At 41.6% G+C, this 15,282-nt stretch carries 10 protein-coding genes; 8 read left to right on the forward strand and 2 right to left on the reverse strand.

The window, feature by feature from the left end:
- The first annotated feature begins 61 nt into the window (after window positions 1–61).
- From ACIQ0H_RS04370 to ACIQ0H_RS04380, 3 genes are all read left to right on the forward strand, one after another.
- Window positions 62–733 (forward strand): helix-hairpin-helix domain-containing protein, encoded by a 672-nt coding sequence (locus ACIQ0H_RS04370; protein ID WP_403411437.1) that lies wholly within the window; start codon window positions 62–64, stop codon window positions 731–733.
- A 197-nt stretch (window positions 734–930) separates the two neighbouring features.
- Window positions 931–1,494 (forward strand): ComE operon protein 2, encoded by a 564-nt coding sequence (locus tag ACIQ0H_RS04375; protein ID WP_403411439.1) that lies wholly within the window; start codon window positions 931–933, stop codon window positions 1,492–1,494.
- Between the two features lie 2 nt (window positions 1,495–1,496).
- Window positions 1,497–3,782 (forward strand): DNA internalization-related competence protein ComEC/Rec2, encoded by a 2,286-nt coding sequence (locus tag ACIQ0H_RS04380; protein ID WP_403411442.1) that lies wholly within the window; start codon window positions 1,497–1,499, stop codon window positions 3,780–3,782.
- Window positions 3,783–3,838: 56 nt separating this feature from the next.
- Here the strand turns inward: ACIQ0H_RS04380 and ACIQ0H_RS04385 are convergent, their stop codons facing one another.
- Window positions 3,839–3,973, reverse strand: a complete 135-nt coding sequence (locus tag ACIQ0H_RS04385; protein WP_403411445.1) for a YqzM family protein — start codon at window positions 3,971–3,973, stop codon at window positions 3,839–3,841.
- A gap of 130 nt (window positions 3,974–4,103) precedes the next feature.
- Between ACIQ0H_RS04385 and holA the strand changes: the two genes are divergently transcribed.
- Window positions 4,104–5,153 (forward strand): DNA polymerase III subunit delta, encoded by a 1,050-nt coding sequence (gene holA, locus ACIQ0H_RS04390; RefSeq protein ID WP_403411447.1) that lies wholly within the window; start codon window positions 4,104–4,106, stop codon window positions 5,151–5,153.
- Between the two features lie 77 nt (window positions 5,154–5,230).
- Here holA and rpsT read toward each other — a convergent pair whose 3' ends face one another.
- Window positions 5,231–5,482 (reverse strand): 30S ribosomal protein S20, encoded by a 252-nt coding sequence (gene rpsT / locus ACIQ0H_RS04395; protein WP_403411449.1) that lies wholly within the window; start codon window positions 5,480–5,482, stop codon window positions 5,231–5,233.
- Window positions 5,483–5,729: 247 nt separating this feature from the next.
- Here rpsT and gpr point away from each other — a divergent pair, with 247 nt between their 5' ends.
- From gpr to ACIQ0H_RS04415, 4 genes are all read left to right on the forward strand, one after another.
- On the forward strand, window positions 5,730–6,767 hold the full coding sequence (gpr, locus tag ACIQ0H_RS04400; RefSeq protein WP_403411452.1) for a GPR endopeptidase: 1,038 nt from the start codon (window positions 5,730–5,732) through the stop codon (window positions 6,765–6,767).
- A 49-nt stretch (window positions 6,768–6,816) separates the two neighbouring features.
- Window positions 6,817–7,602: a stage II sporulation protein P gene (spoIIP, locus tag ACIQ0H_RS04405; RefSeq protein WP_403411455.1), complete on the forward strand. Its 786-nt coding sequence runs from the start codon at window positions 6,817–6,819 to the stop codon at window positions 7,600–7,602.
- 297 nt (window positions 7,603–7,899) lie between these two features.
- Window positions 7,900–11,370, forward strand: coding sequence for a S8 family serine peptidase (locus ACIQ0H_RS04410; protein WP_403411458.1), 3,471 nt, complete (start codon window positions 7,900–7,902; stop codon window positions 11,368–11,370).
- A gap of 328 nt (window positions 11,371–11,698) precedes the next feature.
- Window positions 11,699–15,178: a S8 family serine peptidase gene (locus tag ACIQ0H_RS04415; protein WP_403411461.1), complete on the forward strand. Its 3,480-nt coding sequence runs from the start codon at window positions 11,699–11,701 to the stop codon at window positions 15,176–15,178.
- The last annotated feature ends 104 nt before the right edge of the window (window positions 15,179–15,282 follow it).

Here is a 15,282-nt window from a genome sequence, read left to right on the forward strand (position 1 = left end):
AGTTGCGCCAAGGCGTAATTGATTTTTTTTGACCATTCCTATACAATGGAACGAACTCCATATGGATGCCGCCGAGGGAAGGGTGAACGTACTGTTTCTTTCGTTTGTATCTAATAAATGGCGTAAAATCATAACCCCAATCGCAGCAATCGCTGTCATATCCGCTTTACTGTTCCTCCCCAAAGGACAGGCCGACAACACTACGTTTGTCATGAGCGAACAAAACCCATTTCCTGAAGTAAGTGAAGAACAAAGTGAAGAACCTAGAGAAACGACTGACCCCATTGCTACAGCGACAATAGTAGTCGATGTAAAGGGGGCTGTGTTACATCCCGGTGTTTATTCGATGCACCCAGGAGAACGTCTGATTGATGCGATTCATGCAGCAGGCGGCTATTTGCCTACCGCTGATTCCCGTATGTTGAATCATGCGGCGAAACTGGTGGATGAGTGGGTCATTTATGTACCTGTCGAAGGAGAAGAACCTATAGAGGCATCGTCACCACTAGTAATGGGGTCTACTACGCATCAAGATGACGGAAAAGTTAATATAAACACTGCGGATATACAACAACTAATGACCATTCCTGGAATAGGCCCTTCAAAAGCCGCGGCTATTATCCAATACAGGGAAGAGCATGGTCTTTTCAAACTGCCCGAGTCGTTGATGGAGGTATCTGGAATCGGTCAGAAAACATTTGACAAACTGGCGTCCCAGATCACAGTGGATTGAAATTGGCTTTTTACTTCCTGATAGTATTCAGAATAGCTGCCACCAATCAGTGCACGAAGTGTGTATAAGCTAATGTTCCACCGAGTTAAATCGAACGTAGATACCTTGCGAGTAGGATCTGAAGGGATTCTAGGGAAACCTTTATAGCAACTTATATACCTAAAAAATATAACTAAAAAAATGATGGAGGCAATCATATGGAGCGAATAACGTGGGATCAGTTTTTTATGGCGCAATGCCATTTATTGGCGGTGCGTAGTACGTGTACAAGGCTTGCAGTAGGGGCGACGATTGTAAGGGATAACCGAATTGTCGCGGGTGGCTATAATGGTTCTATATCTGGAGGAGACCATTGTATCGACCATGGTTGCTATGTCGTAGACAATCATTGTATACGGACGATTCATGCGGAGATGAATGCGCTGCTACAATGTTCGAAGTATGGCATACCAGTAGCAGGTTCAACCTTGTACGTCACACATTTTCCGTGTTTGCAATGTTCAAAAGCCATTATCCAGGCGGGGATACGGCAGGTCATCTATTCAGCGGATTATCGCAACAATGAGTATGCCATGAAGTTATTTGCCCAATCAGGAGTGGCTGTTCAGCATATTCCGTTTGATGAAAAGCATGTTGATTTTACGAGTGATAGCAAGTTGGAACTGTTCAATGAACTGTTACACAAAATGCAAGCACTTGGAGTCGAACATGACGAACTTGCCCCTTATCAACAAAGGGTGGATGACTTATTCGGCAAATAATCATGCGTGTACGATTTATCTATATCGCCATTCCGGTCGCCGTATCAGTGTTTGCTGTATACGGTCCGGTTTATCTATTGTTCTGTCATCTGTTTTTACTCCCCCTCTTCTTGCGTAGAAAAGAAGATTTCCTCACACCTATCCTCGCAGTTGCGGCTGCATTTCTTTCCTATTTTTATATTTCAACGACAATTCCTGTTATTACTGAAGAAAGTCCGGCAACACTTTCATTGACATGGTCGGATAGTGTGAAAATCGACGGTGGAAAAATGAAAGGCTTTGCCAAAACTTCTTCCGGGCAAACTGTATACGCCATATATTCATTTGGCAGCGAACAAGAAAAAATGCGTTTTCTTGATATAAACATTCCGTCTATGATCTTTACGATGTCTGGTGTATTTCGAGAACCAGAAACTCCCTCACATGACTATTCATTCGACATGATGAAGTATATGAAGATGTACGGGGCCTCTGGAATATTTGAGTCGGATTCGATGATTCGAGTTGAAGAGAAGTCAGACATCCGAACCCTCCTATCTGAACAACGGCGCAAAGTGAAAATTCATATTGCAGCAACATTCCCTGAAAAGCTTAAGGTGGAGGCAGAGGCGCTCCTAATCGGTGACCGTAGTGGAATGGATGATGAATTAGCTGCGAATTATCGAACACTTGGCATCACGCATTTATTTGCCATTTCTGGATTGCATGTTGGTCTGCTTGCTTTTTTATTTCGTGCTCTACTTCTTAGGTTGTCATTGAGGAAAGAGACCGTGGATATGTTAATTATTATCTTGTTGCCTTTGTATGCTGTACTCGCGGGCGGAGCGCCTTCTGTTTGGCGCGCGGTATCAGTGACCGTCATGGTCCTGTTAGCGGCGTCTGGGCGGATCAGAGTGAGGTTAGATGATGCGCTAGCCATAAGTGCCATCGTTTTTATTCTCTATCAGCCGTTTGTGTTGTTTCAGCCGGGCTTTCAGTTGTCTTATTTGGCGGCGTGCTCACTCGTGTATTCGTCCTCGCTTTTAGCGAAAGCCAAGTCAGCACTTGCGACATCATTCTATGTAACTGCGATTAGTCAATTGTCGCTGTACCCTGTTTTGCTGTTCCATTTTCATGAGCTATCCATATCTTCATTTGTTGTGAACCTTGCCTATGTCCCTTTGTACTCATTAGTCATTTTGCCTGCCAATATTGTCTTACTATTGACGACCACTTTGCTTCCAAAACTTGCTGATGTACTGTTCCTATTGTATGTCCCATTTCGTGAGATAGTTGGCAACGTGACAACTTGGCTAGCTGAATTGCCCTATCAATTATGGACGCCAGGGAAACCGGATGCGCTGTGGGTATCGCTAGCTGTTGTAGGTGTCTTGGTGTTTTTTGTCTGTATTGAGCGGGGGGCTAATGTTCTACGAGCATTGCCAGTCGTTATCGTGCCTGCGGTTATCATGCACGTTATACCTTACATGGATGGTTCGTTGCGCATTACCTATCTTGACGTGGGTCAAGGAGATAGCATGGTGATTGAACTTCCCCATCGCCGGGCGGTTTATGTGATTGATACGGGAGGGACGGTGACCTTTGGAGAAGCGAATTGGAAAACACCAGCCAAACCATTTGAAGTTGGAAGGAGAATCGTCGTTCCCTATTTGAAGGGGCGAGGGATTACGACTGTCGACAAGCTGATTCTCACTCATGCGGATGCCGACCATATGGAGGGGGCGGATGAGGTGTTAGAGGAGATTCGTGTGCGCGAACTTCATATTGCACCTAATAGCAACGAAGAAAAGACAATGGAAAGCGTAATGCGCATGGTCAAGGAACAACAAATTCCGGTTTTTCAAATGAAGGAAGGGGTTTCTTGGAAAGAAAGTTCGACTTCTTTTCATTATGTAGGGCCAACCGATGGTCCTTACAAGGGAAATGACAGTTCACTTGTCTTGTACATGACCACTACAGGTCCTTCATTTCTATTTATGGGGGATATGGAAGAAGAGGGGGAACGACAATTTCTGCGTCAGTATGGACAAGCTCATTTTGACTCTATTATCTTAAAGGCGGGGCATCATGGGAGTCGAACATCAAGTACGGAACCGTTCATTGCAGCGCTCCGTCCGGAATTGACGATTTTTTCGGCAGGTAGAAACAATCGCTATGGACACCCGCATCCAGAAGTTGTGGAGACATTCCGAAAATATGGTCTGCAAACGCTATCGACGGCGGAATCTGGTACAATCACTGTTACTGTGAAAAAAGAGCGTTATGAGGTCTTTATTGGCAAGCCATGAAAAAACGGTGTTGTAATTTCATTAAAGAAACTACAACACCGTTTTTGAGATAATGATTAGCGAGCGACGATGTCGATAATTGTAGCAACCAAAAAAATTGCTGAAAAAGCGACAAAAGCTACTATAAATCCGATACCTGAATCGATTGCATCATTACGTTTGGACTGTACATCATGTTCAAACTCGTTCATTGCTACACCTCCTAATTCCATTATAGTATAGATGATAGCCGATAAAAAATCCAGAGCAATCAAACTTTTGTCCATGTTCGTCTGTAAATGACACAATTTGTTCAAACAGTTGTTTTGCAATGCTGTATAATTGAATGAGATAAATTCAGAAGAGGTGAGAAATGTGGCGACAGCAGTATGGAAAAAAATAGCCGCAGGGGAACTTGATTCGGTTTACCTACTAACTGGACTTGAACAACATATATTCGATTCGACGATTACGCGTTTGAAAAAGGCGCTACCTGATCTTGATGATGCTTCTGTTATTCGCTTTGATTTGGAAGAAACATCTGTCGACACGGTTATCGAAGAGGCGGACACCTTGCCGTTTCTTGAAGATAGAAAGTTAATCATAGCGGGAAATGCCTCTTTTTTAACTGCAAAAGATAAGAGTAAAGAAAAAGTGATGCATAATCTAGAGTTATTGGGCGCATGGCTTGAGAACCCGTCTCCGACAGCGATTGTCGTATTCATAGCACCTTATGAAAAGTTAGATGCCAGGAAACGGATAACGAAAATAATGAAGGGAAAAGCGACAGTCATCGAAGCGGGGCGTCTGCAAGGCAGAGACCTCATTACATGGGTTCAGCAGGAGGCAGGGGCGAACGGCGCGCATATAGGCTCTCAGGAGGCAGAGCTTCTGGTACAAATGGCTGGAGATAGTCTATTAACGCTTTCGGCAGAACTCACTAAAATGGCGACGTATTTGGGTGAGACAGGTGAAATTACAACAACTGTTATCCAATCACTTGTGCCAAGGACACCTGAAATGGATGTCTTTCAATTGACCGATGCGTATGTTTCCGGGAGAGTGGAGGATACAGTCTCTATTTATCATGATTTGTTACGCAATGGTGAAGAACCAATTATGCTGACATCGCTCATCGCGAGTCACATCCGTTTGATGATTCATGTGGGGGCGTTACGAAAAAAAGGGTATCAGCAAAATCAGATTGCCCAAACATTGAGTGTCCATCCATATAGAGTGAAATTGATGATGGAAAACCGTAGTTTGCCCAACGAGGGGCGTCTGCTGATGATTTTAGACAAGCTTGCTGCGATTGATTATAAATTGAAATCGACAAGTGGGAAAAGGGAACGAATTATGGAATTGTTTTTTATGGAACCTTTACGGAAATAGGGGTAGAAGCAGAAGGTGCCCAATAGCATAGTAGAAATGAAAAAGACCGCCCAGAATTCTGGGCGGTCTTGTCTTTATTAAAGTGCTTTTTTAGTAAGACGTGCTTTTTGACGTGATGCAGTGTTTTTATGGATAAGGCCTTTACGTGCAGCAGTGTCCATTTTTTTGATCGCATCTTTTAGAAGAACAGTAGCGTCTTCAGCTTTAGCGTCAAGAGCAACTTCAGCTTTACGTACAGCAGTACGCATAGCATGCTTTGTGTTTGAGTTCTGTTCGTTAGCAGCAGCGCTTTGTTTCACGCGTTTGATAGCAGATTTAATGTTTGGCAATTCATTCACCTCCAAATTTCAGGTAAGGCAAGAGTGTTTCCACTAAGTTTAGGATATCACTTTCACAACAAGCATTATTTTAGCAAACCACGCGCTAGATTGCAACTAGAAAAGCTAGAGAAAGCCAATCAAAAAGGAAGGACATTTAAAACTGTCACATTTCAAGTCGACAATTACATGGCCAACATCTTGTTACATAAGAATATTTCCGTAATACATGGCACAAACTGAGACGTGAGGTGATTGGATGACTAAGTATGATTTTTATAGGACGGATCTGCTAGATGAAAGTGAAGAAATGGTACGCCACCGGACGGCTGCGGAGAAGAATAGGTTAAAAGAAGAGGGGGGCGTCACATTTGGTGAATCTAGATTGGGGCGCGTTATCGTAACGTCCGTTACCGTCGATGCGGAAGGTGAAAAAAGGATAGGAAAGAAAAAAGGATCGTATATCACATTAACGGTACCAGGGCTGACGCCAGATGATCAAGAAGGTATGGATGACTTATCTCGCGTGTTAATTGACAAACTAGGAGAAATGCTTGCAGATTTGACGACCATTAAAAAAGGGAAGATTCTTTTCATTGGTCTAGGCAATCGGGATATTACACCTGATGCGGTGGGTCCGATGACAATGGATCGTTTGCGTAATGTCGTGCCTGATTATTATTCTGAAGAAGGAAGCGAAGTATTTGTCTATGCACCAGGTGTGACCATCCAGACTGGCCTTGAAACTGCAGACTTTGTTAAAGCGATTGCGGCGGAAATAAAACCGGACGTGCTAATTGTCGTCGATGCACTAGCAGCCCGAAGCAGTTCAAGGTTATGCAGAACCATTCAGCTAACGAATACAGGTATACATCCTGGTTCAGGTGTCGGCAATAGTCGGAAAGAAGTATCGGAAGACACGCTGGGACTACCCGTCATCGCAATTGGGATTCCGACAGTTGTTGATGGCCCTGTTTTGATCGCGGATGCTATTGATACTATGTTTGGTTATATTGCTTCCAAAATAAACGAAAAAGATAGTCCATCGTCACGTCTTTCTGTTACACCGTGGTTGCATAATGAGAGTAAAGATACGGATCGTTCTAACTTACTACCGATTTTCGGAGATTGGGCATCATGGCCGCATGAAGACCGCGTTCAACTGTTTGAAGAAGTGTTGACAAACCACGAGCTAAGGACATTCATATCTCCAAAAGAAATTGATGCGTGGGTATCCGTATATGCGGATGCGCTTTCTAATTCGTTGGCATCTTGGATGTCTGACCTAAAACAGTAGTCATGGAGCCGTTATCCAATGCATATAGTTGGAGACGGAGGGATGCCAATTGAAAAAGACATCACTAATTTGGAGCACACTTATCCTAATTCTCTTCCTGTTTCCTGTCATCGTCACGACCGTTCCGAGTGAACAAACGGCGAAAGCCCCGAAGCCTTTGAAAGATACTACGTATATGGTGTACGCCGCAAATATCGCGGAAGAAGACATCGTAGTAAAGAACCCGGGTAAAGCGCTTCTTTATTTTGCGCATTCTAACGAAGCGTATAAACCGGTTACGCAAGCAAAGAGTGGGGTCATTGCCGTTTCCCATCAAACTGAAAATATTACGAAGTTTGGGGAAAAGTTAAAAATGCAGCTGATGTCTAGTGGTATTGAAACCGATATGTTAACTGTTGGCGTTCCGCATACTGGTGCCTATCGGAAAATACGCCCGTATGTTGAAAAAAAACTGCAGGAAAAAAAATATGATCTCATCATTGATCTTCATAGGGATGATCCCAAAAAAGACCGAACAACTATTGTCTACAATGCAGAAAACTATGCGAAAATTGGTTTTGTCATTGGAATGGAACATCCGAATTTTGAGCGTAATCGAGCCAAAGCGCTGTCACTGAAAAAAGAGATGGAGCTACTGGTACCGGGTATTACACGTGATCTCATCATGAAGCATGGTCCAGGGGTTGACGGCAAGTATAATCAGGATTTGGATCCATCACTTCTTGTCATTGAACTTGGAGGTATTGAAAATACGGAAGATGAACTCAATCGGTCCGTTGCTGTTATAGCGAAAGCGGCGGCAACGGTCATAGAAAATTCTTCAGCTGTCGAATAATGCAGTTTGCGTCGTTTTTTGCTCTATTTTAGATGTGAATACTAGTATATGTAACCAATCAGTGTTCTATAAACTGATTGGTTTTTTTGCGTCCATGATAACCAGGTTGAATAGTTCAATCCTATCATTAAGTAGTGAATTTGAATAATTTACTAGTACTGCTTAACTAATAATAATTGGGCATTTAGAACCTAATATGGAAAATGATTCTTGTTTTGAAGGAATTCTGATGCATGTCGGAGAATACTATTAATTGCGTCATTTTAGAATAATTCGGAAGATAAAGGGGAATAAAGAATGGAAAAGTCGAAAAAATTAGCAAGCAAAGTACTTTCTACTGCTATGCTTACAACACTTTTAATTACTTCAGCAACTACTACGCCAACAACGTTTGCACAGGATAATGTTGTAACCACACCTACGGTTGAGCAAATTGCCAACCGGGGACAACAAATTCTCTTAAAAGAACGCCAAAGACATGCTGCAGAACTAGCCGAAAAGCTTGGCTATAAGCAAGAGAAAAAAGAAGCATATGGACCAGAAGAAAAAGTACGATTTATCGTTGAAGTCGAACAACCCGCAGTATCTAAAACTAGATCAAAAGCTGATCATAGAAGTCTATTAACTAATAAACAAGAGGCTGTTATTAGTAAGATTGCTAATAAAGAAAATAAGGTAAGGCATCGTTATTATGATGGTTTAAATGGATTTAGTATGGAAGGCAAATATAAGGAACTAGGAACGATTCAATCCACTCCGGGTGTCGTTTCAGTTCGCGTCGCCAAAACATTCCAGCGCTCTATGACGGAAAGTAAGGATATGGTTCAGGCACAAAAGGTTTGGGAAGATTTTGGGTATAGTGGGGAAGGGTTAGTTGTTGCTGTTGTTGACTCTGGCGTTAATTATCTTCACCAAGACTTTTTGTTGTCTGATGAATCCAAGTCGGGGGCAAAATGGACAGAATCTTCAATTGCATCGACATTAAATAGTACATCTATTAACGATAAATGGTATTCCGATAAGGTCCCGAGCGGCTACGACTGGGCTGATATGGACGACGAAGTTATTCCCACGGGAGATCAACACGGTATGCATGTTGCAGGAACGGTCGGTGCGAATGGTAATGAACAAACCGGTGGTATTAAAGGGGTCGCACCTGGTGTCCAAATTGTAGCTGAAAAAGTATTTTCCGATACAGATGGTAATGCCTATGAGGATGATGTAATCGCAGGTATTTATCATGCTGTTGAGCTTGGAGCGGACGTCATTAATTTAAGCCTAGGTTCTGATGCTGGATTCGTATCAGAGGAAAATGATCCGATTCAAAAAGCAATTCGCATAGCAACAGAGCAAGGTACATTGGTCGTTGCAGCTGGTGGAAATGCTGCATATAGCACTCAAACAAACGTTTTGCCGAGAGCTGAAAAACCTTACGCTGCGAATCCTGACATTGGCGTGGTTGGTGAACCAGGGATAAGCCCATTTGCGTTATCTGTTGCATCGTATGAAAATGACCATGTAAAGTATGGATCATTTACATTATCTGATGGAGAGACGTTAGCTTATCAAGATCAAACACAATATAATTTCAATCTAGCAAAAGGTTTAGATAAAAACAGTTCATATGAAGTAGTTTTTGCAGGGGGAGGTAGTGATGCCGATTTTAAAGACCTAGATGTGAAAGATAAAATCGTCATTGTTCGACCCGCACAAGAATATGGGACTTATGCCTACATTCAATATGCTGCTGTTAAAAAAGGTGCAAAAGCAGTTCTTGTCGTTCCGCCAGCAGCCGTTTCGGATTTTGAGAGGCTGCCATTTAATGCGAGTTCTGTGTTAACGGCAACAACTAATAAAGAACAAGGGAACGCGGTAATATCTAAATTACAGTCAGGTGAAAAAGTGACGATTCAACTATCTGATGGTGTTTGGTATGAAAATCCTGAAAGCGATACAATATCTGGTTTTTCATCCATTGGATCGCCGCATGATCTGAGTTTTAAACCAGAAATCTCCGCGCCAGGCGGAAAGATCTACTCGACGGTTGGGTCAGATGGTTATGAAGTGATGAGTGGAACGTCAATGGCCTCCCCGCATGTCGCAGGTGGTGCAGCTCTTGTTTTGCAATCTTTGTATAAAAAAGGGCTTCCTAAAACGAAAGAAACGGTATATCTCGCAAAAAATGCCTTAATGACCACATCTAAAATTGCGAATCAACCAAATTCAGACGTACCTTATTCTCCGCGCTACCAAGGCTCTGGATTAATGCAATTGAAAAATGCGATTCAATCACCTGTTCAGGTGTTTCATAGAGGGGCAAAACCAGAACAAGGCGCAGCGGTTGCACTTAAAGAAATCAAAAGTTCTACTGTGAAATTCGACCTGAGTTTATATCCTTCAACAAATGCAACAACTGAATACGATGTATATGTGGATGTATTGACTGATGCAACTGAAACAAAAGAGTTTGATAATAACGAAGACGGGTTTATTGATGAAAGCCATGAATATCTTACATTAACAAGCAAACGAATTGAAGATGCTGTGGTAACTGTAAATGGCCAATCAACAACCCATCAAAAAGGAACAGAAGTGACCGTAAAGAATAAGAAAACAGAAAAAGTAAGTGTGCAAATTGCTTTGCCACAATCAGCGAAGAAGGATCAATTTGTAGAAGGATTTGTACGACTTGTTCCAAAAAACGACGAGGTAGCAGTACCATTAACGGTTCCATTTATGGGGTATTACGGTGAATGGGACAAACCAAGAAACATTGACCCGTCACCTTGGGAAGAAGGGGTGTTTTTAGGTCATACCGTACTGTGGGATGATAATGGCCAATTACCGTTGGGGTATGATATGGAAACGGGTGAATTCGATACAAGTAAAATTGCAATGTCGCCTAATTTCTTTTCACCAGGACCATACTCAACCTTCACAACCTTAAGAAATTTAGCGAAAACTGAAATGTATATCGAAAATGAAAAAGGCAAGGTGGTTAATTACCTGGGTGACTTTAGTGAGTTTACGGGGAAACCATGGAAATATCGTAAAAACATCATGAGTTATAGGGATTATATGTATAACGGATACACGTGGCTGATGGATGATAGCAACCAAAACACTGTTCCTGATGGGGACTATAAATACGTTATTAAAACTACCTTGGATTATAAGGGGGCTAAGCCTCAAACGAATAAGATACCATTTAAAGTCGACTCGAAGTCTCCTGAAATCACAAACATTCAAGTTCTACCGGTAGGCGAACAATTTGAAATCACGTTTGATGCTAAAGATGAGGAGAATGGTAGTGGATTTTATGGAGCCATCGTCTATGTAGATAACGAATACACGCCTTTAGATCCTGGTGTGACATCATTACTAGTCCCTGATGAGCCGAAAAGTGTCATTATTATGTCAATAGATTATGCCTATAACCAGAACTTTGCTGCTTGGGGAGATCCTTCAGTCGATGAAGGTGTGCTTGTTCCTTACTTTAATGCATATGGAAGAAATGTAAGTGTCAATAATCCGCTTTCGGTCACAGCTTATGCAAACAACCGACTGGATTGGACAATCTTTATTGAAGATGAAAATGGGGAACTAATCGATCAATACGATGTGAAAAACGAACATTCACTGTACTCCGATTGGACGCCAAAAGCCGATGTGCTTGATGGGTCGTACTTTGTGTACGCACAGGCTACTCATTCAAGTGGTTTAAGCGTTACAACTTCAAAAGTGAATTTTACAGTTAAACAGGAATAGGACTAAAAAACGACGTAACAAGAGCTGATCTGAAATGAACACGAATAGTGTTCATTTTTAGATCAGCTTTTTTGTCCTTTAATTCTAGCAGTATGAAAATTGATAAGAAAAAACTGTTGCATTCCTAGTCTGACCCGTTGGCATAGTTCAATACTATCGTCAACTAGTTAATTTACATATTTCACTAGTTCAACTTTACTGAATGGGTCGAGGTATTTGGAATTAAATTTGTGTTTTTATACCTTTATATGCAGGTTTTAACTAATGGTGTAAGGAATACCATTGGTGCGAAGGTTTCGTAAAATGTGAACTAAAAGGAGATTAGTAAATGGACAAGTCAAAAAAACTAGCAATCAAAGTTCTATCAACAGCAATGCTTTCGACTCTATTATTTACATCAACATCTGCACCATCATCGTTTGCCGAGGAGAGTGACACAACACCAGTGGTTGAAAGAATTATCAGCCAAGGTCAACAAATATTAATGCAAGAACGTCGTGAACATGCGGCGAAATTGGCCGATGAACTTGGTTATAAAGATGCAAAGAAAAAAGCCTATTCACCAAATGAACAAGTCCGATTTATTGTCGAAGTAGAACAACCTGCCGTAACTAAAACAAGGTCGAAAGCTGATCACCGACGTCTATTAACGAGTAAGCAAGAGTCTGTTATTAGTCAGATTGCCAAAAAAGACAATAAGGTAAGGCATCGCTATTATGATGGTTTAAATGGATTTAGTATGGAAGGACAATACCAAGAACTAGAAAAGATTCAATCCACTCCTGGTGTTGTTTCAGTTCATGTCGCAAAAACTTTCCAACCTTCAATGACAGAAAGTAAGGACATGGTTCAGGCGCAAAAAGTATGGGAAGATTTGGGGTATCGTGGAGAAGGGTTAGTTGTTGCTGTAGTTGACTCAGGTGTCAATTATCTTCACAAGGATTTCTTGTTACCTGAGGATTCCAAAGAGGGGGCAAAATGGACTGAGTCTTCTATTGTATCCACCCTAAATAGTACGGCCGTTAACGATAAATGGTATTCCGACAAGGTTCCAAGTGGTTATGACTGGGCTGATATGGACGATGATGTCATTTCCCCGGGAAGCCAACATGGTATGCACGTAGCTGGAACGGTCGGTGCAAATGGTAATGAACAATCGGGCGGTATTAAAGGGGTTGCACCTGGGGTCCAAATTGTAGCTGAAAAAGTATTTTCTGATAAAAGTGGTGTTGCATATGAGGATGATATCATTGCAGGTATTTATCATGCTGTTGAGCTTGGAGCCGACGTCATTAATTTAAGCCTCGGTTCTGATGCTGGATTCGTATCAGAAGAAAATGATCCCGTTCAAAAAGCAATTCGTGTAGCGACAGAGCAAGGAACATTGGTTGTTGCAGCTGGTGGAAATGCTGCATATAGCACTAAAACAGTGAAATTGAATAGGGCGACACAACCTTATGCAGAGAACCCTGATATTGGAACAGTAGGCGAACCAGGGATAAGCCCTTTTGCGTTATCTGTTGCTTCCTATGAAAATGATCATGTCAGGTACGGATCATTTTCATTATCGGATGGAGAGGTGCTAGCCTATCAAGATCAAACGCAGTATAATTTCAATCTTGCGAAGGGTTTAGACAAAGATACTGCTTATGAGTTGGTTTTTGCAGGGGAAGGTCAAGATGCTGATCTCAAAGGGGTAGATGTAAAAGGTAAAATCGTTATCGTTCAACCCAAACAAGAATATTATTCTTTTTCATATGCGCAATTTGCTGCTGAACGCGGTGGAGCAAAAGCAATTCTTGTCGTTCCTCCGGCACCGATTCCGGATCTTGAGAGAGTACGATTGAGTGCGTATTCTATACCAGTTGCAACTACAAGTCGGGAACAAGGTAACATGGTAATTTCTAAACTACAATCAGGTGAAAAAGTATCGATTAAACTATCTGATGGAGTTTGGTATGAAAACCCTGATAGCGACACAATATCTAGTTTTTCATCCGTCGGATCACCACATGATCTAAGCTTCAAACCAGAAATCTCTGCACCAGGCGGAAAAATCTATTCGACGGTTGGGGCAGATAGTTATGAAGTAATGAGTGGTACGTCAATGGCCTCCCCACATGTCGCAGGTGGTGCAGCTCTTGTATTGCAGTCTTTGTATGAAAAAGGGCTTCCTAAAACAAAAGAAACAGTATATCTTGCGAAAAATGCCCTAATGACCACATCTAAAATTGCAAATCAACCAAATTCAGACGTACCTTACTCTCCACGCTACCAAGGATCGGGCATAATGCAGTTGAAAAATGCCATTCAATCACCTGTACAGGTGTTTCATAGAGGGGCAAAACCAGAACAAGGTGCAGCGGTTGCACTAAAAGAAATTAAAAGCTCGTCTGTGAAATTTGACCTGAGTTTATACCCTTTAACAAATGCAACAACTGAATACGATATATACGTGGATGTATTGACAGACGAAACGGAAACAAAAGAGTTTGATAATAATCAAGACGGGACGATTGATGAAAGTCACGAATATCTTACATTAACAAGTAAACGCATTGAAGATGCTGTGGTAACTGTCAATGGTCAATCAACAACGCATCAAAAAGGGACAGCGGTGATGGTGAAGAATAAGAAAACAGAAAAAGTAAGTGTGAAAATCGATTTACCAAATTCAGTAAAAAAGGGTCAATTTGTAGAAGGGTTTGTACGTCTTGTTCCAAAGAATTCCGAGGTAGCGGTGCCATTAACGGTTCCATTTATGGGGTATTACGGTGAATGGGACAAGCCGAAAAACCTTGATCCGTCGCCTTGGGAAGATGGGGAGTTTTTAGGTTATACGGTACTGTGGGATGATGTCATTGACTTACCTATGGGCTTTGACTTGGCAACTGGTGAATTTGATACAAGTAAAATTGCAATGTCACCCGATTACTTTGCACCTGGACCATTCTCAACCTTCACAGCCTTAAGAAATTTAGGAAAAACTGAAATGTATATTGAAAATGATAAGGGTAAGGTTGTTAATTACCTTGGCGACTTTAGTGAATATACAGGGAAACCATGGAAGTATCGTAAAAATATTATGGTTTATCAAGATGATATGTATGGTGGATATCGTTGGAATATGGACGATGACAAACAGAACATAGTTCCTGATGGAGACTATAAATATGTGATTAAAACCACGCTTGATTATAAGGGTGCTGAGCCTCAAGTGAATAAGATGCCATTTAAAGTGGACTCGAAGTCGCCTGAAATCACAAACATTCAAGTTCAACCGAAAGACGGGAAATATGAAATCACTTTTGATGCTAAAGATGAGACAAATGGAAGCGGAATTTATGGATCCGTCGCTTATGTAGATAACAAGTATATTTCTTTAGATGTTGGAGCTACATCTTTACAGGTGAACGATGAGCCAAAGAGTGTCATCATAATGTCCAGTGATTATGCCCGTAACCAGAACTTTGCGGTTTGGGGAGATACTTTTGCTATTGATGGAGATTTGTTAGTTCCTCACTTTGCCGTCTACTCATATGGAAAAAATGTTAGTGCTAGTAATCCTTTGGAGATTACTGGTTTTGCCAATAATCGACTTGACTGGACAGTCTTTATTGAAAGTGAAAATGGAGAAATAGTCGCGCAATTTGATGTGGAAAACGAGCATACGTTGCGCTCAAATTGGACGCCGAAAGCCGATACACCTGATGGTACGTATGTTGCGTATGCACAAGCTACCCATCCAAGTGAACTAAGTGTTACAACTGCAAAAATGAAATTCACAGTGAAACAAGAACAGGAATAACTATTGCTCAAAAGGGAGCTGATCTGAAATGGACACATCCAGTGTTGATTTTAGATCAGCTTTTTCTTGTCCTCTCCCCCTTGCAATTTAAAAGTGGATTATAG

The sequence above is a fragment of the Sporosarcina sp. NPDC096371 genome, from assembly GCF_044762865.1.
Lineage (GTDB): Bacteria > Bacillota > Bacilli > Bacillales_A > Planococcaceae > Sporosarcina.

Coding starts and splice junctions, on each gene's coding strand:
- ACIQ0H_RS04370 (WP_403411437.1), top strand. CDS start 62: ATGGATGCCGCCGAGGGAAGGGTGAACGTACTGTTTCTTTCGTTTGTA.
- ACIQ0H_RS04375 (WP_403411439.1), top strand. CDS start 931: ATGGAGCGAATAACGTGGGATCAGTTTTTTATGGCGCAATGCCATTTA.
- ACIQ0H_RS04380 (WP_403411442.1), top strand. CDS start 1,497: ATGCGTGTACGATTTATCTATATCGCCATTCCGGTCGCCGTATCAGTG.
- ACIQ0H_RS04385 (WP_403411445.1), bottom strand. CDS start 3,973: ATGAACGAGTTTGAACATGATGTACAGTCCAAACGTAATGATGCAATC.
- gpr (WP_403411452.1), top strand. CDS start 5,730: ATGACTAAGTATGATTTTTATAGGACGGATCTGCTAGATGAAAGTGAA.
- ACIQ0H_RS04410 (WP_403411458.1), top strand. CDS start 7,900: ATGGAAAAGTCGAAAAAATTAGCAAGCAAAGTACTTTCTACTGCTATG.
- ACIQ0H_RS04415 (WP_403411461.1), top strand. CDS start 11,699: ATGGACAAGTCAAAAAAACTAGCAATCAAAGTTCTATCAACAGCAATG.